At 59.5% G+C, this 18,278-nt stretch carries 10 protein-coding genes; 8 read left to right on the top strand and 2 right to left on the bottom strand.

Annotation, left to right across the window (positions count from 1 at the left end):
- Window positions 1-168: 168 nt before the first annotated feature.
- The 6 genes from NN484_RS20065 to NN484_RS20090 all read left to right on the top strand — a co-directional run bounded on the left by NN484_RS20065 (window position 169) and on the right by NN484_RS20090 (window position 12,982).
- Window positions 169-825, top strand: a complete 657-nt coding sequence (locus tag NN484_RS20065; protein WP_215501358.1) for a hypothetical protein — start codon at window positions 169-171, stop codon at window positions 823-825.
- 137 nt (window positions 826-962) lie between these two features.
- A complete protein-coding gene (gene cobG / locus NN484_RS20070) occupies window positions 963-2,261 on the top strand; it encodes a precorrin-3B synthase (protein WP_281430556.1) in 1,299 nt (432 codons plus the stop codon).
- The gene (locus NN484_RS20075) at window positions 2,254-2,880 is read left to right on the top strand and encodes a precorrin-8X methylmutase (RefSeq protein WP_127649096.1); all 627 of its coding nucleotides are present in this window, start codon (window positions 2,254-2,256) and stop codon (window positions 2,878-2,880) included. The genes cobG and NN484_RS20075 overlap by 8 nt, the downstream gene beginning before the upstream one ends.
- Window positions 2,877-3,611 carry a precorrin-2 C(20)-methyltransferase gene (locus NN484_RS20080; RefSeq protein WP_115675182.1) on the top strand — a complete coding sequence of 245 codons (735 nt, stop codon included), beginning with the start codon at window positions 2,877-2,879 and terminating at the stop codon, window positions 3,609-3,611. Before NN484_RS20075 ends, NN484_RS20080 begins: the two co-directional genes overlap by 4 nt.
- Complete coding sequence (cobJ, locus tag NN484_RS20085) at window positions 3,611-5,314, top strand: precorrin-3B C(17)-methyltransferase (RefSeq protein ID WP_274657711.1); 1,704 nt, start codon at window positions 3,611-3,613, stop codon at window positions 5,312-5,314. The genes NN484_RS20080 and cobJ overlap by 1 nt, the downstream gene beginning before the upstream one ends.
- 576 nt (window positions 5,315-5,890) lie before the next feature.
- A complete protein-coding gene (locus NN484_RS20090; RefSeq protein ID WP_274657712.1) occupies window positions 5,891-12,982 on the top strand; it encodes a TcdA/TcdB pore-forming domain-containing protein in 7,092 nt (2,363 codons plus the stop codon).
- Window positions 12,983-13,053: 71 nt separating this feature from the next.
- Here NN484_RS20090 and NN484_RS20095 read toward each other — a convergent pair whose 3' ends face one another.
- Window positions 13,054-13,650 (bottom strand): MarC family protein, encoded by a 597-nt coding sequence (locus NN484_RS20095; protein WP_025111770.1) that lies wholly within the window; start codon window positions 13,648-13,650, stop codon window positions 13,054-13,056.
- A 248-nt stretch (window positions 13,651-13,898) separates the two neighbouring features.
- On the opposite strand from NN484_RS20095, the gene NN484_RS20100 reads away from it, so the two are divergent.
- Together NN484_RS20100 and NN484_RS20105 are read left to right on the top strand one after the other, a co-directional pair.
- On the top strand, window positions 13,899-14,690 hold the full coding sequence (locus tag NN484_RS20100) for a hypothetical protein (protein ID WP_215501411.1): 792 nt from the start codon (window positions 13,899-13,901) through the stop codon (window positions 14,688-14,690).
- A 57-nt stretch (window positions 14,691-14,747) separates the two neighbouring features.
- Window positions 14,748-15,458 (top strand): hypothetical protein, encoded by a 711-nt coding sequence (locus NN484_RS20105; protein ID WP_274657713.1) that lies wholly within the window; start codon window positions 14,748-14,750, stop codon window positions 15,456-15,458.
- Window positions 15,459-15,488: 30 nt separating this feature from the next.
- Here NN484_RS20105 and NN484_RS20110 read toward each other — a convergent pair whose 3' ends face one another.
- Window positions 15,489-18,263: a hybrid sensor histidine kinase/response regulator gene (locus NN484_RS20110; protein ID WP_274657714.1), complete on the bottom strand. Its 2,775-nt coding sequence runs from the start codon at window positions 18,261-18,263 to the stop codon at window positions 15,489-15,491.
- Window positions 18,264-18,278: the final 15 nt, after the last annotated feature.

Raw genomic sequence — 18,278 nt, forward strand, 5'->3', positions numbered from 1 at the left:
ACGCGGGTCTGTCGTCGAGGCGTGTTGTCCGGGAAGCGGACACTTAATGTCGAGCAAAAATACTTTTTTGAATAAGTGATTTTGCTAGTTTGGGGCGGATTCAAATCTGATGTTTAAAACATCACTCATTCTTTTAATTAATTAAATGCCAGGATGGCAGGAAGTGATATGGATACCAGCGTTAGTACACGTTTGACTCAGCATGATGCGGTGGCCGTGAACAATATGTTGTTCACCGGTCTGGCAGGTCGGGCAGAGGCCGACAACGCTTTTGTGAAGAATTGCATTTGTCTCGCTCAACTCAAGGCAGACAGTGCCTTCGATAGCAACACTCGGCCGGCAGAGTGGTTCGATTATTTCGCCGGAATCCTCTGGTCATTTGGCTGGAGTCTCGATGAGCCGCCACGGGTGTTGGTGCAGCCGGATTTTTCCGGGAGTGTGCAGGAGGCCTGGCGGCGCTTGGCCGCACCCTTATTGACGCGCACACAACTGACGCAGGTTGAGGCAGGGCTTCGCGCGCTGGAGAGCGATGCGGTGCTTTTGCAACAGTTCTCGGGCCTGGGTGGCAAGACTTTCAAGTCGCACATTTTGCCAGTCAGTCAGGACGCCAGCGGCGACTGGGTGGTGGTTCTCAGCCACATCCGGTTCATCAAGTTGGTGCTGAACACGAACTATCTTTTCTGGCAGGTTCATCAGCCGATGTCGCAACTGGATATCCGCGCCAGAAAAATACTGATCAGGCGCCGGGCCATGGACGCCAATCGTGCAGGCGTGGAGCAAGCCATTCGTGAGGTGGCGTTCAAGTTCGAGGAATACGAACTCTAAAGCGACGGTATTTGTGGCCAGGGCGGGTTTTCCGACCGGCAGGCATTTTCATGCGCTCGGGCAAAGCAGGCATAATGGCGACCTTTCGCCTACCACAGCGCTGTCTGCCAGCCGGTCATCCCTTGAACGAACGCCCGATGTCCACCGCTCTACGCCCCTCGGCTTGTCCGGGGTTGCTGCGTATCGTCCAGGCACTGGATGGCGGTATCTGCCGGATCAAGCTCAATGGCGGTTCGATCAGCGCCGACCAGGCGGATGCGGTGGCTGATGCCGCCGAGCGCTTCGCCAGTGGCGCGATCGAGGCGACCAACCGCGCGAACCTGCAGATTCGCGGCATCGGTGAGCAGTCTGCCGCGTTGATCGACAGTCTGCTGGCCGCCGGTCTCGGGCCGCGCACGGCGGCCGGCGACGATGTGCGTAACCTGATGCTCAGCCCCAGTGCGGGGATCGACCGGCAGATGCAGTTCGACACCCGGCCCTTGGCGGAGCAGATACTCGCGACGCTGCAAGGCCATCCGCGTTTCCATGAGTTGAGCGCCAAGTTCGCCGTGCAACTGGATGGCGGTGAAGCGTTGGCGATGCTCGAACACCCCCATGACCTGTGGCTTTCGGCGTTCCATCGGGACGGTGAAACACACCTGGCTTTCGGTCTGGCCGGATGTCCGACCGATCCTGCGGTTGGCGCGGTGACGCTGGAACACGGCCATGCCCTGGTCGTTGCTGTGCTGGAACTGTTTCTCGACCTGGCCCGGCCGGAGCAGACGCGGATGCGCCATCTGCTCGATGAGCTGCCAATGCGGGCCTTTCTCGAGCCATTGCGCGAACGCGTGACGATCAACGCTGCCGTTGACTGGCAGCGCCCTGCGGCAGCGGATAATCTGCGCCTTGGTATGCACCGGCAAAACACCGATGACTTTGTCTATGTCGGCGCGGTGCCGGCGCTCGGTCGTCTTGACCCGGCCATGCTGCGCGGCGCGGCTCGACTGGCCCGCGAATTCGGCGATGGCAGTCTGCGCTTCACCCCGTGGCAAAGCCTGTTGCTGCCCAGCGTCAGGCATACCGACGCGGCGCTCGTGCTGAGCCAGCTGGCGCAATTGCAATGGCTGACTGATGACGGCGAGCCGCTGTCCCGGCTGATCGCCTGCACCGGTTCCAATGGCTGCGGCAAAGGTCTGGCCGACACCAAGCAGGATGCGCGGGCGTTGGCGACGTTGTTGGCGACGGCGCAGGACGTGCATCTGTCCGGTTGCCCACGCTCCTGCGCGGCGGCGCACCGCGCGCCAGCCACATTGCTGGCCGTCAGCCCCGGCCGTTACGACCTCTATTTTCGCGATGCAACGCAGCCGGGTTTTGGCGCGCTGCACGCACGCAACCTTACTATTGAAGCGGCCGCGACCCTGCTCGACGCCCGCTCACGGAGCCCCCTTGATGCTTGATTACATCCGCGACGGTCAGGAGATCTATCGCAACTCCTTCGCGATCATTCGCAGCGAGGCCAATCTGGCGCGCATCCCGGCCGATCTGGAAAAACTCGCAGTGCGGGTGATCCACGCCTGCGGCATGGTCGAGGCCGTTGATGGTCTGCAGTTCTGCGAAGGCGCGGGCAAGGCCGGGCGCGATGCGCTGGCGGCCGGCGCGCCGATCCTGTGCGATGCGCGGATGGTCTCCGAAGGCGTGACCCGTGCCCGCCTGCCGGCCAACAATCAGGTGATCTGCACCCTGCGCGACGACAGCGTTCCGGCGCTGGCCCGTGAGCTGGGCAACACCCGTTCCGCCGCTGCGCTGGAGTTGTGGCGTCCGCACCTGGAAGGCAGTGTGGTGGTGATTGGCAATGCGCCGACCGCGCTGTTCTATCTGCTGGAAATGCTCGACGCCGGTGCACCGAAACCGGCGCTGATCCTTGGCTTCCCGGTGGGCTTCGTCGGCGCTGCCGAGTCGAAAGCAGCGCTGGCGGCTGACAGTCGCGGCGTCCCGTTCGTGATCATGCAAGGTCGGCTCGGCGGCAGTGCCATGGCCGCCGCTGCAGTGAATGCCCTCGCCACGGAGATCGAATGATGCAAGCCAAAGGACGTTTGATCGGTCTGGGCGTCGGCCCGGGTGATCCGGAACTGATTACCGTGAAGGCCCTGCGCCTGCTGCGCGAATCCCCGGTGGTGGCGTACTTCGTCGCCAAGGGCAAGAAGGGCAACGCGTTCGGCATCATCGAGGCGCACCTGCAAGACGCACAGAATCTGCTGCCGCTGGTGTACCCGGTCACCACTGAAGTGTTGCCGGCGCCGCTGTCGTACGAGCAAGTGATCAGCGATTTCTACGATGAAGCCGCCGAAACGGTGGCCGCGCATCTGGACGCCGGCCGCGACGTGGCGGTGATCTGCGAAGGTGATCCGTTCTTCTACGGCTCCTACATGTATCTGCATGACCGGCTGTCCACCCGCTACGAAGCCGAAGTGGTACCGGGCGTGTGCTCGATGCTCGGCGGTGCGTCGGTGCTGGGGGCGCCGCTGGTGTATCGCAACCAGAGCTTGTCGGTGCTGTCCGGCGTGCTGCCGCATGATGATCTGAAGCGCCGCCTGGCCGATGCCGACGCGGCGGTGATCATGAAGCTGGGGCGCAACTTCCCGAAAGTCCGCCAGGTGCTCGAAGAACTCGGGCTGGCCGAGCGTGCGCTGTATGTCGAGCGCGCGACCATGGCCAACCAGAAGATCGTGCCGCTGGATCAGGTCGAGCCAATGTCCTCGCCGTACTTCTCGTTGATCATCGTTCCCGGTGAAAGGTGGCAAGGCTGATGGCCCATTCCGCTCCGGCGATTGTCATTCTCGGCAATGGCAGCCTCGCGACCGCACGCAAGATTCAGCAGGTGTATCCGGGCGCGCTGATCCATGGATTGGCCGAACGGGTCGAAGGCGCGGACCGTGTTTATCACGAGTTCGGCGCGACCCTGCGCGAACTTTATCAACAGGACACGCCGATCATCGCGCTGTGCGCCGCCGGGATTGTGATCCGCACCCTGGCGCCGTTGCTGCTGGAAAAAGGTGCCGAGCCACCGGTGCTGGCCGTGGCCGAAGACGGCAGCGCCGTGGTGCCACTGCTCGGCGGTCTCGGCGGAGTGAATGTCATGGCCCGTGAAATTGCCGCTGGCCTCGACGTCGCGGCGGCGATCACCACCAGCGGTGAATTGCGTTTCGGCACCTGTCTGCTCAATCCACCCAGCGGCTATGCCTTGGGTGATCTGGAGCTGGGCAAGCGCTTCGTTTCGGACTTGCTGGCCGGCGAACATGTGCGCATCGAAGGCGCTGCACCTTGGTTGGCGCAAGCACAGTTGCCGCAAGATCCTCAGGCGCATTTGTCGATCCATGTCGGCAGCGCCGAACGGACGCCGGCCGCCAATGAATTATTGATCTACCCGCGCAGTGTCTTGCTGGCGGTCAGTGCCAGTGTGGCGGATTTGCCCCAGGCGATACGCGCGGCGTTGCGTCAGGCGCGAGTCGCCGTTCAATCGCTGGCGTGCTTGCTGGCGCCAGCCACGGAGATGGCCAACCCGACGTTGCGCGAAGCGGCGCTTGAACTGAGTGTTCCGTTGCGTTTTGCCTCCCCCGCCAGCGATGCCAGCGAACTGGCTCGCGCGGCTGTTCCCGGTGCGACGATTATCCCGATCGACGCGAACCTGGCGCTGGCAATCGCCGAACAGCCCCTGGACGTTACGCAAATCGGCCGCCCTCGCGGTCGGCTGGCGGTGATCGGCCTGGGCCCGGGTGCTGCCGAATTGATGGTGCCTGCGGTGAAGGCCGAACTGGCCAAAGCCACGGATGTGCTTGGCTATGAAACCTATGTACGCATGGCCGGCCCGTTTCGACCTGATCAAGTGCTGCATTGCACCGACAACCGCGAGGAGATGCAGCGTGCCCGTCACGCTTTCGAACTGGCGGCCCAAGGGCGTTCGGTGATTGTGGTTTCGTCCGGTGACCCCGGCGTGTTCGCCATGGCCGCCGCGGTGCTCGAAGCCTTGCACGAGTCGAGTGAGCCGGCCTGGCACAGCGTCGATCTGGAGATTCTGCCGGGGGTTTCTGCTTCGCTGGCGACCGCCGCGCAGGCCGGTGCACCGCTGGGGCATGACTTCTGCGTGATGTCGCTGTCGGACAACCTCAAGCCGTGGTCGATCATCGAGAAGCGTCTGGACCTGGCCGCCGCAGCCGATCTGGCGCTGGCTTTCTATAACCCGATATCCCGTTCTCGGCCGTGGCAGTTAGGCCGTGCTCTGGAAATCGTCGCACAACATCGCACGCCTGAAACTCCAGTGGTTCTGGGCCGTGACATCGGCCGGCCCGGCCAGACGCTGCGGGTCACCACACTGGGTGCGCTCACGCCGGAGCAGGTGGACATGCGCACCATGGTGCTGATCGGCTCGTCCACCACCTGCGTTTTCCCTCGCGCCGAAGGTGGCGACTGGGTCTACACACCGCGCTGGTATGGCAACAAACCCCTCTGCTGAACCCTGGCGGCCCGTTCGGGCCGCCTTCATCACCCGAATCCCGCTTTTTTCCCGATTGTTACGGCATTTGTGCGTGTAAGCCTGTTCGGTCATTCGAGTGGGATCGGGTTGTCTGTCCAGGCAGAACTTTAATCCTGCGCTGTAGGACGTTTGACTTGTATGTCAGTGTTTTTCAAGTGTGACAACTCATAACTTAAGACGGCTGTTACAAGGTCCGGCTATGACGAGCTTTTTCAGGGCTTTAATGTGTATGTCATTAGTCAGCGAGGCTGTTTGCGTCAAGTCTGTAACAGTGGATGTGCTGTTTGCTCTGTAATTAATTGAATTCCTTGTTGGTTGAGCCGTGTTTGTGTGGCGGGTTAGTTTTGTTTCGGGTTTTTGGTGTTAGTTGGTTTTAGAGGTTTTATATGGCGCTCTTTCGATATTAAGTGATGTTGGCGTTCGTCCAGGAACGGCGGCGCCTGTTTGTATTGTTACAAATCGGTGGAATGCACGAATGTCTGAGTGCGCGTGTGGAATCATCATTGTCTAGAGTCGATCCCGGCTATTTATATACGATAAATGGAAGTGTTGTTTATGAGTGAATCCAAGTTCTCGATTGCGGATGGCTATGTCGATTTTGTAGGTCTGTTTAATCGGGAGGACCTTGAGCAGGCCTTAATATCGTACAAAGGTACCGAACAATATGATGCAGTGTTTCGATATTACTTTGGTTGTTTCAATGTGCCGGACTCTTCCCGGTTATTGGAGCCGTTAGGGCTGCTCAAGCAAGCGTTGGGGGCCCTGGAAGGAGGTGCTCGGCGTCGTCGCGCGGCAGAGGCGGAAGCGCCCATGAGTCCTGGTGTCGCCGAGGGGCCTGATCTGGCGGATATCTGCAACAGAGTGGAGGATTTCCAGGCGCGCCTGCACAACAGTCTCGAACAGCTGAAAATACCCGCCACCGAGGTGCCGAAAAATCTGCATTTTGTCTGGCTGGGTGGGGGCGTCGGGGAGGTCCAGCGCGATTACATCAACATTTGGAAGCAGGTGATGGTCGCAGAGGGTTATAACCTCAGTCTCTGGTACGACAGCGACGCGCTGCTGGCCTATGAAACCAACCGGATCATTGTCGAAGCCGCCAAGGCCGATGCCATGCTCAATGGCGGGCAAACCAGTGCCGATGCAAATGAATTGGGCGACCGCTATGAAGAGCGCGCCATCGTTCTGAAGCAGCAAATGTACGCGCACATTACGAAGGCCGTAGAAAGCGGCAGCAGCGCGGATGCTGCCAGAATCGATTTACTGGTTCGAGCCTATGGCCAGGACGAGGCGCGCCTGAACGCCTTGAAAAGCAGTAACCGACTCAGCCTCTTGGCATTGGTCGAAGGGGGGCTGGCACTGCGCGATTTGGCTGTCGCTGAGGCACCGCTGCATTTGGCGGATATCTACGAGCGCGAGATCAGTCTGCGAGGCAATTTTGCGGCGGCTTCCGATGTCGTTCGTGTCGAGGCCCTGATTGCCGAGGGTGGCAGTTATGCCGATGTCGATAATCTACCGCCGTTGCTGGAAAAACTGGGCGGGGTGGATATCCTTGCATTCAAGACTGACGCGCGTCTGGGCGTGCTGCAGTTGATGCTCGACCGCAATCCCGAGTGGATGCCCGGCCGTCAGGCATTGCGCAGCAGGTACACCAATTATTTTGAGCAGATCCCGCTGGAGCATCGCGAAGCACTCGAGCGCTTCGCTGAAAGCCAACCTGAATTGAACCGCGTTTTTCGTCCCCCGGTAGAACGTCTGGTTCAACCGGATGGTCTACGAGCCGTCGCCGAACAAAGTAGCCTGAGCAACGCTTTCCTGATGGCTCATCCCGGGTCAGCGATGCTCAAAACCGTGCGCGAGCGTTTCAGGCTCAATTATGAAATTGTCGATGCCACGGCCCGCCTGGCCGATGAGAAAAATGTTGCCCTCACTGATGCCGAGGCCATGATTGGCCTAGCGCAAGAGGCCGCGACGCAGGTTTTCGGTGCGCTACACAACCTGCCGGAGGAACAAGACCTGGCGGTGTCTTTTCTGGTTCAGGCGGCCGCAACCTACTACAGCGACGGCATCCGCCCCCAGAGCGAGGTGACCATCTATCTGACCGGTCCTGCGGCCATGCGCGATGGCATGATGGACTACGAAAGGACGCATTTTACGTCGCGAACCGCCGAAGCATGGCGAGCGGAGGCTGCAATCCCGGCCATTGCCACCGTCAACCGGGCGACTGAGGAGGAGCTCGATCATTCTTGGAAAGAGAATGAAAGTGACACCGGACAATGGCTGAGCAACGAGGTAAGTCGTTGGCAAGCGGGGCAATTCAAAACCCGTTACGCGGGCGATCTGGCACAGTTGCTCAAATACCGCACCATTGATTTCGCAGAAGGCTGGCCGGTGATCGAGGGGCGTCATGTCGTGTCCACCGACCTGTTGCAGCATCTGGCCGATGAGTTGGGTGAACCGTTCATGCGCATGATGAATAACTGCCATGACGGAGCAGTGACTTTCGACAAGGCTGTCCGACTGAGCTTTGATGAGCGTCAGTCGATCCTCGCGCAAAGTGTTAGTACACGGCCTCCTGGATTGTTGAGCGATCCGCAGACGCAACAGCTATCGATCGATGAACTGCTGAGCCGACTCGCCAAGGGCACGGTCATAGCCAATCAGGTGAGCCCCTTGCAGCGCCTGCTGCTGGCAGCCTTGATCGGCGCACCGGCGGTGGATAACCAGAGCTTCGACGCGGCTCGCCCGCAACTGGAGAGTCTCGCCAATAGCCTCGGCAAGCTGGGGACGGCGGGCCGCTACGCGATGATCGAGCACGCACTGTACCAACGCCAGGCTCCGGCGTTTCTGGCCGGGCTTGCCAGCCCTGCCGATCATCCGCCAGCCCACTCCGAAACCGCCTTGGGGTTGAAAAAAAATGCGCTGGAGCAACCACTGACTTTGCGTCAATGGGGCAAGCACGTCGCCAGAATCCAGCAGGTGGCGAAACTTGAATTCCGTGATCAGGTTGCCGAGCGCGTCGGGGTTGTTATGGGCGGCATTGAAGCGGCCAACACCAAGCTTGTACCGCAAGATTTAATGCTTCAAGGCACAGGGGATGCGTTGGGTGGACGTTGTTATCCACTGGCCTTGGTGATGGCGGCGGCATTGTCGGAGGGAAAGGCTGCGGCCAATACCCTGCGCGAGCGATTCTATTTGGGGGTTCTGGAGCCTGAGACAAGCGATTCAGCAATTTTTCTACACAGTCTGGAAGCATTGCGTGGCGTGCAAATCAGCGAGGTGGGCAGCGCGCTGGCGCGCTCGGATCTGAATCAGGTCGTCGACATACTGAGCACCAGAACAATCACCAGCACGCTGATGCTCAACTCCGATAATCACGCCATGCTCGTGGCCAAAACCATTGAGGGCGAACACAGCACCTATCACTTTTACGATCCGAATTTCGGTGTTTTGGAGTTCGATCAACCGGCCGCGTTCAGACGGGCACTGGAGCAGTTCTTCCTTGAACAGAAGATGGCCGGACCCTATGCAGCCTATGGCGATACGGCGCATCCGACCTTCGATCTGATCGAGCTGGATGGCGCGCGGGTGTCGAAGGTGGCATTGCCTGGCGCAATTCGGGTCTCGCAACTTCTGCAACCCGGCACATTGCCGGGAGAGTCGCGACGCCCGGTGAGGCAGCGTCTGGCCAGCGCCCGCGGACAATCATTGATGAGTAACTCTCGTCTGGGCAGTTGTCTGCTGGAACTGGACGGTCATTGGTGGGGGCAACAAATCGAGCAAGTGACATCCCGCCTCCGGCAGCAAAATCAGCTGGCACCAAAGCTTGTGCCGTTGTTCGAAACCCTGGAGGTCATGCCGGACGGGGCCTACCGGATGAGCCTGATCAACCCTGAAAACCCTGAGCACCTGGTACGAATCACCACCGACGACCATCGGCTCTTGCGCATTAAAAACTACCTCTCGGAACGTTTTGCAGCCTTGGCCAACAAACCATCCGTCCCGGGGGACCCCGTCGATCCCACTGATGTGGGTAGCGTTCACACCCTGAACGCCGGCTTCGCCATTCAAGCGCTGATGAATGCGCTGAGGAGACAGGAAGGGCCGGACAAACCCCTGACTATGGCTGTCCGGTTGCACGCCTATGTCAATTACGCGCAATTGGTGCATGGCAACGTTGCCGATGTAGCGGGCCTGGTGGGTTTGGTCCGGCAGGCGCTGGCTGAAGAGAAACTGATTGCCCGTACCGTCGCCCCAGTGGTCAAAGCCGCTGTGGGGCCGAGCGTGGGCGAAGCGACCGGCGGACTGTTGCAACTGGCGAATGTCGGGTTCGACATTTATCAATTGGCGACTGCGGACAATGATGTTGAGCGAGCCCAGTTCGGGACGCAATTGGCCTTCGACTCGGCGAGTCTGGTGTTGTCGTTGGGCGCTTACGCTGCCGGCGCCACAGTCGCCGGGGCGTTTCTGGGCGGGGCAGCCGTGATTCTGGGGGGGCTGGCAGTGGGATTGGCGGCAGTGGTCCAGGGCTTCGCCACCATTGCCGAAGAAGCCAAACAGGTCGGGCTGTTTTTCGATGAAATCGAGAAGGCGCATCGTCAAGGCTATCGATTCGACGGCGCTTTAGGGGCTTGGGTACCGCACTCATCGCTGATCGTCCAGGCGCTGGATCTGGCCGCCGGCAAACTGCTGCTCGACAGCCCGAAACTGTACCCGCTGCGCGACCATTTCGGGGTACCGACCTTTGACGACGATTACGAGCGGGCGATCAACATCCGTCGGGAACTGAATCTGCCTAGCCAGATAAAATTCACTCCGCCCACCGGGCAGATCATCGTGCTGCCCTGCACACCACAAACCTGTTACAGCTACGAGTACAAGGCGCTGCCCTTCGCCACGCTGCGCCATGACCCCGGGTTCGACACGGCCCGGCGCCTGGAGAAAAAGAAAGCGGACGGCGCAAGGCTGTTCCTGTTTTCCTTCTATTCGTTTCCGAGTGAGTACATTCTTTATCGCCTGTTCCCGGTCTATACGCCGACAGTGATCGATGTGCTGCTCGATGCCGTCGAGCGCTCGCTGGTGATACCCGTTCTGCCGCCGGTATGGCACGGGAAAGTCGCCTATCGGGTTCAGGGCGCCGGCAAGCAATGTGCATTGGTGCTCAATCCCGGGGTGAGTCTGACACTTGAGTCACCCAGCATTACTACCTCCCCATGGGTGCTGGAGGCGTCGTGGGCCAACGAGAGCGATGTTGTTCTGGGGGGAGCGGCGGGCCTGCAGATCGGTACCGTCAAGGTGGAGTTCAAGGGCCGGGGACTTCATGAAGTCCTGATCCGGATCGCCAACAATCAGCTGTTCCAGCTTGATCGCGGAAAACGGCAGATGAGCCTCGTCGAGCAGGATGTGCCTTCGGGCATGGATCGGCAGACGTTGCAGGAGCATCTCAAGGGACTGGCTCAGGAGCATCGTTTGGTGATGCCGTATACGCCGGTTCATCACTATCTGATTCCGTACGAGGAGCCGAGTGAGCCCCGTTACACCACCGCCTGGTACGACGCGAAGGAGGAACGCCTCCTGTACATCCGCAGCAAGGATGTACTCGCCGCGGATGAAGCGCTGTTAGGAACGGTAGCTGGCGGCTACGGCTATTTCTACGAACCGCAGGGTTTCGTGATTTGGCAAGTCGACGCAGTCACCGGATTGCTCAGTTATCGTTATCGGATACTGCCTAAAGACACGGGAGCCACCATCAAGAGCATTGAGGCGGACGCGCAGGGGGTGATTCATGTCGTACAGGAAATTGCTCGCGAAGGTCAGATCAGCGATGTGTTGGTGTACGTGATCCATGACGGGCAACTGCTGCTGAGTTCGGTCACCCGCGACATGGATCCGGGGCTGGAATCAGTCTTCAGTGCCAGCGACACACTGGCTGACTGGTCGCAGGTGCTTGGCAGCTATTACGTTCTTAGGCCTGTTGTTGACGATGATGACGTTTCCAACGTCGACTGGCAGCCGGCGCCCTTTGTTTCGGTCTGCTGGAAGTTCGAAGCAAATGCACGGGACATGGCCTGGGTTCGCGACAGTGACCATCTGATCATCCGCCCCTCTCCGCGGCGTCACCGCGGGCGCGGCTGGGCCGATTCGATCAAGAACATGACCGACCTGACATTGCTTACACCCGCGGACGGCAGTGATGTGTTTGTCATCTACGACAGGCTCAGGCAGCAGCTGTGCCGTAAGCAACGCACCCTGGTGGAGGGCAAAGGACAGTGGTCCGAAACATGGCGACAGCCGGCGAACCTGCAGAATGTCGAGGCAGTCCAAGGCGGGTACCTGGCGCTGACGTCGGAGGGCCTGTTCTTCAATCTGTCTCCCCAGGGGTACCTGACACTGGGAGGTCTTGGCGAGTCATGGTTAAAGAATCGGATGCACTGGTGGTCCGCATTGGAACCGCTTGCCCGGCAGTACGCGGCTGAGAGCTTTGCTCTGGTCGGCCTGAGCAACTTCAACGATAACGCGAAGTTGTGCGCCTGGTACGTCGGCAATCGATTGTTGCTGGCTGATTTGGGCCATGGCAAAGAAGTGCGCCTGCTCAGCGTTACCCCTGATAGCGAAGCCGCCTGGTTATTCGATGTGTCGAGCGGCGAAGTCTATCGTCAGGCGTTCATCGATCCGCAGCGCCTGGAACCTGCATTTGGCGAAGGCTCGCGATTGCTGCTAGCTGATGCGCTACCCGCCGCCGAGCGTGAATGGGCGCCTTGGCAGTTCGCCGAGGTGACGGTTGAGGGAGCCGGACTGCGCGGTACGACACTTGAAGGCGTGGTACTCAAGCTGCGTTATCAAGAACCGGCATTGCTCACCGGCATCACCCATGAGTGGGTCCTGTCTCAGGAGGGGCGAGCGCACGATAACCTCAAACAATTGGTGGACAGCCAACCTCATGAGGCAGTGCTGTCGGTAGAGGATGTTGGCAGTCTGATATGGTTCGTAGTCGATACCGAACGTGTGATTCGGGTGGCAAAAACCGCGCTTCCAGAGTCCTTCGAGCTATTGGGAACGCAACGGCAAACCAACGTATTGCTTCATGAAAACAAGAATGGACTGCTGCTGACTTATCCGGGCAGGGGGCATGCCGGGCCACTCAGTTATGTCTGGCGTAATGCCGAGGTACTGGTCATTGAAGGCCAGAAGCAGGTTGGCGATGTTCTGCCACTGATGCCCGACGACGTCACGACCCTGATTCTGCGCATGGGGCAAGGTGCGGTCAGTTACCTATTGTCGAAGGCTGCCTGGCTGAGGCTTGAGTCGGTGATCCTCGACTGTCGGCATGCGCTGGGCAATGCACAAACGATTCCCGGCAAGTTGATCTGGGAGCTGGATAGTCCTGAAAAACTGTTGCTGAGCATCGTTCAGGAACACTTGGTGATCATTGACCCGGACAGCGGGCACAGCGTGATTTTTCGTGAAGTGTATGCAGCGGATGTCACCTTGCGCGGCGACGCTTTGCTCGGGTTCGAAGGGCATCGACCTTATGCCGTTTCGACCCTGGTGCAGAGGCTGGTCGCTCGACGGAGCGCGCATGACAGTGCAACGCTGGGTGAACTTCTAACGGTATCGACTGCTGAGCTGGAAGGCAGTCTGGTGGGATAGCTTTGAGCTCGTACCGATAAAAAAAGGCCGCGAAAGATTCTGTTCGCGGCCTTTTACTTTCGTCAGTGAATTCAGGGAACCAGATAGCCCTTCACGCCGGTAAAGATGATCTGCGCCGCCAGCGCGCAGACAAACAGCCCCATCAGCCGGCTGACGATCTGCAAACCCTGATCGCCCAGAATCCGCTCGATCCGGTTCGACAGATACAGCACCACGCCGACAGTGAAACTGGCCAGGGCGATGCTCATGATGGCGGTGAGCTTGTCATCCCAGTGTGGCTGGCTGACGCCCATCACCAGCAGGGCACCAATGGTGCCGGGACCGACCGTGAGTGGAATGGTCAGCGGCACGATGGTCACGTCCTGTTGCACGTTATCCGCCTGTACGGCCGGCTTGCCCTGGGCCATGCCCAGCGCCGAGATGAACAGCACACTGCCGGCGCCGATCCGGAAGGCGTCCACGGTGATCCCGAACACATCGAAAATCACTCGCCCGAACAGGTACAGCAGAACGCTGGAAACCAGGGTGGCCACCGCCACCTTCCAGGCCAGGCGCCGCTGTTCCTTGCGCGAATAACCACGGGTCAGGCTGATGAAGCAGGACAACACGAAGAACGGGCTGTAGAGCACCAGCATCTTCAGGTAAACGCTGAATAACACGTGGAGCATGGGAGCGGCTCGCATACGGAGAGTGATGGCAGCGAGTCTATCAGTCGGTTAGTTGTTTGTGGGGGTGAAAGAGAAGGTACTGGAAGAAATGCTTTTGGATTGCTTGTTGTTAGTTGTCGAGATTTAGTGGTGGTCTGTTTGTCTGGATATCATGTTACAGGTTAAGGTTTGTGGTTGTTTGTTAGTTTGGTTATTGTTGATTTGCAAGTTCAAGAGGAGCTTGTTTATATTTAATAAGGATGTCTGTTGTGCATAATAAAATTATTCGTGAAAGTTATATTTCTGCCTGTATCAAGGCGATTGAAGAGTGCGATGTCGGCGAGCAGTTGACTATTCGTCCTCGTGCCTTGATGGCAGCGGCTGACGAAGTCGAGGCGCCATCCAAAGGTTCCATTGTCGGTGAAGGTGCCCTGGGTTTTTCCGGAAAACTCAGTGCCCAGAATCGTTCTGATGCTGAAAACGCTTTTCTCTTCGCCACCCGTGCGGCGAACAAACTGTACCCTGAAGAACATCAGGGCAAAGAATGGTATCTGCGCTTTCGCGAAGTCATGACCCTCGCGGGCTGGACGCCAGTCAGCAAGTACTACAGTGACCTGCAGGTCGGCGGCACCAGCGTTCGCATGGACAAACTGGTGCTGGAGATTCTCGGTTCGCTGGTGGCCGGTGTGGCCTTGCCGGGTCCGACCAGCGCATTGATGCTCAAGGTCGCGAGTGATGCGATTGGAGCCCTGCAGAAGCGTGATACCGCAGCGCTGACGGCTTATGAGCGCAACCTGTTGGAACAGGGTGTCGGCGGCATTTCGGCGGGCGCGTGTGTCGAAGTCGAAGGTGAAGCCATCATGGCGGTGGGAGCCGTGCGTTTTCAGCGCGGGAGCACATCGACCCAAGTGTTGTTTGTGGATGTCGATGTGCGCAATGTAAACCTGTATCGAGGCGAAACGGTATTTGCCAAAAATACATGGGTTGCCGATGCCGTTCGTGAATCGATCAAAAGCAAACTGATTCCGCATAAAGACCTGATCGTAGACATTGAAATCTGATTGATCCAAATAAGGTAGCCATTGATTGGCTGCCTTATTGTTGTCGAGGGCGTTGAAGTGAGTGGCGAATATTCTGTATTGATCATCGGAGCCGCTGTCGTGCTACTGCCGAAAGCGGATGAACCCGCGCGCTATAAGGATTTGATCGAATCGATGTTGCTCGCGCAGTTGGCGGCCAACAAAAAACTCGAAAAAACTGCGGATATCGACTGGTATAACGCCTACATGGAGTTGCTCGATAACTATTGGCTACGGCATTCGAGAGCACGAAGGGATTGGACTGTCGGAAAAGAAATCAGCGGTTCTGTCGGCGATTGGGTTGTCGCAGCGATGTGCAGCGAAGCGGTGGATAACGGCGGCGCGGTGTCTCTGGCGCTGCAACAACTGACTGGGCTGTCCGGTACCGAGCCGGCGATGGATTTGTTACGCAGGCATATGCAGAAAATCTCCCCGGCGCAATCCGCTGATGGGCCTGCTTGCGCCAAGGCTGTGCGCTTGCTGGTAGCTGTCGCGAACACGCCGACGTCGGTGACAAGTGTCTACCTCGAGCTTCAGACCGGCCAGGTTCTCGGTAGCAACCCTTTGGCTGAGCAATTTCAGTCTGGGGAGGTGCACGGCAGCGTGTGCATGCGTTATGCCGCGGCCTGCTTGTCCGAAACCCTCTACGCGTCGGTACGCGAAGCCATTGCCTTGAAAATCAAGGACAGGCTGGAGGACAACGTTGCGTTGTTGACGTTGGCCGATGAAGTGATTGTCGCAGCCGATTGAGTCTCGGCCGGGCAGGCGCGGTGCGCCCGCTCAAAAGGTCGAGGCGGTGCGGTTCTGCTGATCGCGCTGCGCAACCCAATGTTCAATCAGTTCGCGCAACTGCGACAACTCCACCGGTTTGGCCATGTGTCCGTCCATTCCGGCCTGCCGTGCGCGCTCTTTGTGTTCGGCGAGGATGTGCGCGGTCAGCGCGACGATGGGTGTGCGGATACGCTGGTTGCTGACTTCCCACGCGCGCAGTTGCTGGGTTGCCGAGAAGCCGTCGAGGATCGGCATTTCGCAGTCCATCAGCACCAGGTCGTAACGCTGGGCCTTCATCGCCTGCAGGGCTTCTTCGCCGTTGCTGGCGGTGTCCGGTTGCAGGTTGAGCTTGCCGAGCATGCCGCGAATCACTTTGGTCGAAATCGTGTTGTCTTCGGCGACGAGGATGCGGAAGTCGCTCGGCACCTTGGCTGCTGTGGCAGGCGTGACCACTTGCGGCTGGAACACCACCTGGCCCTTGTTGCGCTGGTTCAATTCGTCGGCCAGCGTGGTCTTGAGCGTATAGCCGGCCACCGGTTTGGCGAGGATGCGCTTGATCCCGGAATTGCGCGCGATGATCTTGCTCGGCGCGTTGCTGATGCCGGTGAGCATGATCAGCAGGATGTCGTGGTTCAGGCTTGGGTCTTCCTTGATCTTGGCCGCCAGCTGCATGCCGGTCATGCCGGGCATGTTCTGGTCCAGCAGCACCACATCGAAGTAGTCGCGCAGGTGCGCCTTGGTGCGCAGCAGCGCCAGCGCTTCCTTGCCCGACGGCACGGCGCTGACGTTCAGGCCCCAGGCGCTGCATTGCTGCACCAGCACCTTGCGGCAAGTGTCGTTGTCGTCCACCACCAGTACTCGTGCGCCTTGCAGCGGGCCGTCGAGGTCGGAGGTCGGGTGTTCGAGACGGTCGGGGTCCAGCGGCAGGGTCAGCCACAAGGTGCTGCCCTGATTGGCACCGCTCTTGATCCCGAACTCGCCGTGCATCAGGCGGATCAGTTGCCGGGCGATCACCAGCCCGAGGTTGCCGCCCAGACGGTTGGCGGAGAGGAAGTGCTTGCTGTGCAGTTCGGCGTGCAGCAGCGCGTCGCGCTCTTCCGCATCCATCGGCTGTCCGCTGTCCTGCACGGCGATGCGCAGGCGCGGTTTGACACTGCGCTCGTCGAGGGCGACGACGATCAGCACCTCGCCTTCATCGGTTTTCTTCAGGGCGTTTTCCAGCAGGCTCAGCAATGTCTGGCGCAAACGGGTCGGGTCGCCGCTGATGACGCGCGGCACTTGCGGCTGGATGAAACTGATCAGCTCGACGTTCTGCTGTTCGGCCTTGGCCCGGTAGATGCTCAGGCAATCGTCGATCAGCGCGTTGAGGTCGAACTGCACGTCGTCCAGTTCGATCTGCCCGGATTCGAGTTTGGAGATGTCGAGAATCTCGTTGATCAACGTCAGCAGTTCGTTGCCGGCGCTGTGGATGGTTTGCACGTAATCGCGTTGCTTGACCGACAGTGGCGTGCCCAGCAGCAACTCGGTCATGCCCAGCACGCCGTTCATCGGGGTGCGGATTTCGTGGCTGATCTTGGCGAGGAATTCGGCCTTGGCGTTGATCTCGGCGTTGCTCGCGGCGAGGTCGCGGCTGATGCTGAAACGGCTTTCGGTGATGCTGCGCTGACGTTCACCCAAGGCGATGCTCATCAGCAGGCCGCTGACGCAAATGAAGGCCATCAGCGTCATGATCAGGCCTTGCGGTGCCACCAGGGTCAACCCCAGCAGTGCCGGCAGGATGATCAACGTGCCGACGTTGAACACCACCATCGCGGCAACGAACAGCCGCGCCGGACGGTAACCCTTCTGCCAGTGATAGACGCCGACCAGCAGCATGCTCAGACCGGCCAGGGCCACCAGCGCATAGGTGATGATGTTCAGCGGCAGGGTGTTGACGAACAACAGCAGCAGGCTGCAGATCACGATGAACAGAATGTCGCCCAGCAACAATTTGTTCAGCGGGTGCGCGCCGAGCGGGGCGAAGAAGCGCAGGGCGAACATCAGCCCGGCCGGGGCGGTCAGCAGCAGCGCCAGATAAGCGCCCGGGGTCTGGATCGCGTGCCAGTTCGGCAGCCACGGACCGGCGAGGTTGAGCAACAGCAGCAGGCTCAGGCCCAGCAGGCCTTCGCAGATGGCCAGCCACAGACTGCTGCGCGAACGTGAGTAGGCGTAGCGCACGATATTGTGCAGCAGCAACATGCCGAGGCAGCCGAACAGCAGGCCGAAGATCAGTGTCTGGTTCTGGTTGGCAGCGCTCATCACTGCCGATTGCAGGGTGATGTGCGGGCGCAACTGATGATCGGAAACCATCCGCAGGTAGACGTCGAGGGGCTTGTCGCTTTGCGGCAGCGGCAGCAGGAAATCGCTGCTCGGCAGCGGCCGTTCGACCTGTGGCTGGAGGGTGCCGGAGGTTCGTTGCTCGATCAGCTTGTCGCCGTCCAGCACGTAAAGGCTGAGGCTGGACAGGTCGGGGGCGAAGATTCGCAGCACTTGTTCGTGCTTGCCCGGCGCCAGTTTGAAGCGCAGCCACAGTGCGCCATCGGGCTCGGCGGCCGTGAGGCGGTCCAGTTCGATGGGGCTGAATTGATTGGTGTAGCGAGTCGAGCGGATGTCGCTCAGTTGCAGGTTGCCTTGATCGTCAAGCAATACCGACCAGCCACTGCCTTGCGCGGCCTGGGCCGGGAGCATGCAGAGCAAGGTCAACAGCGTGACGGTGAAACTTATGGCAATCCTGAGCCAGCGCACGGCGAAATCCCTTCG

The sequence above is a fragment of the Pseudomonas serboccidentalis genome (genome assembly GCF_028830055.1).
GTDB lineage: Bacteria > Pseudomonadota > Gammaproteobacteria > Pseudomonadales > Pseudomonadaceae > Aquipseudomonas > Aquipseudomonas serboccidentalis.

Bases quoted from the DNA above. Each gene is read 5' to 3' on its own strand.
- NN484_RS20065 (WP_215501358.1), top strand. From the start codon at position 169: ATGGATACCAGCGTTAGTACACGTTTGACTCAGCATGATGCGGTGGCC.
- cobG (WP_281430556.1), top strand. From the start codon at position 963: ATGTCCACCGCTCTACGCCCCTCGGCTTGTCCGGGGTTGCTGCGTATC.
- NN484_RS20075 (WP_127649096.1), top strand. From the start codon at position 2,254: ATGCTTGATTACATCCGCGACGGTCAGGAGATCTATCGCAACTCCTTC.
- NN484_RS20080 (WP_115675182.1), top strand. From the start codon at position 2,877: ATGATGCAAGCCAAAGGACGTTTGATCGGTCTGGGCGTCGGCCCGGGT.
- cobJ (WP_274657711.1), top strand. From the start codon at position 3,611: ATGGCCCATTCCGCTCCGGCGATTGTCATTCTCGGCAATGGCAGCCTC.
- NN484_RS20090 (WP_274657712.1), top strand. From the start codon at position 5,891: ATGAGTGAATCCAAGTTCTCGATTGCGGATGGCTATGTCGATTTTGTA.
- NN484_RS20095 (WP_025111770.1), bottom strand. From the start codon at position 13,650: ATGCTCCACGTGTTATTCAGCGTTTACCTGAAGATGCTGGTGCTCTAC.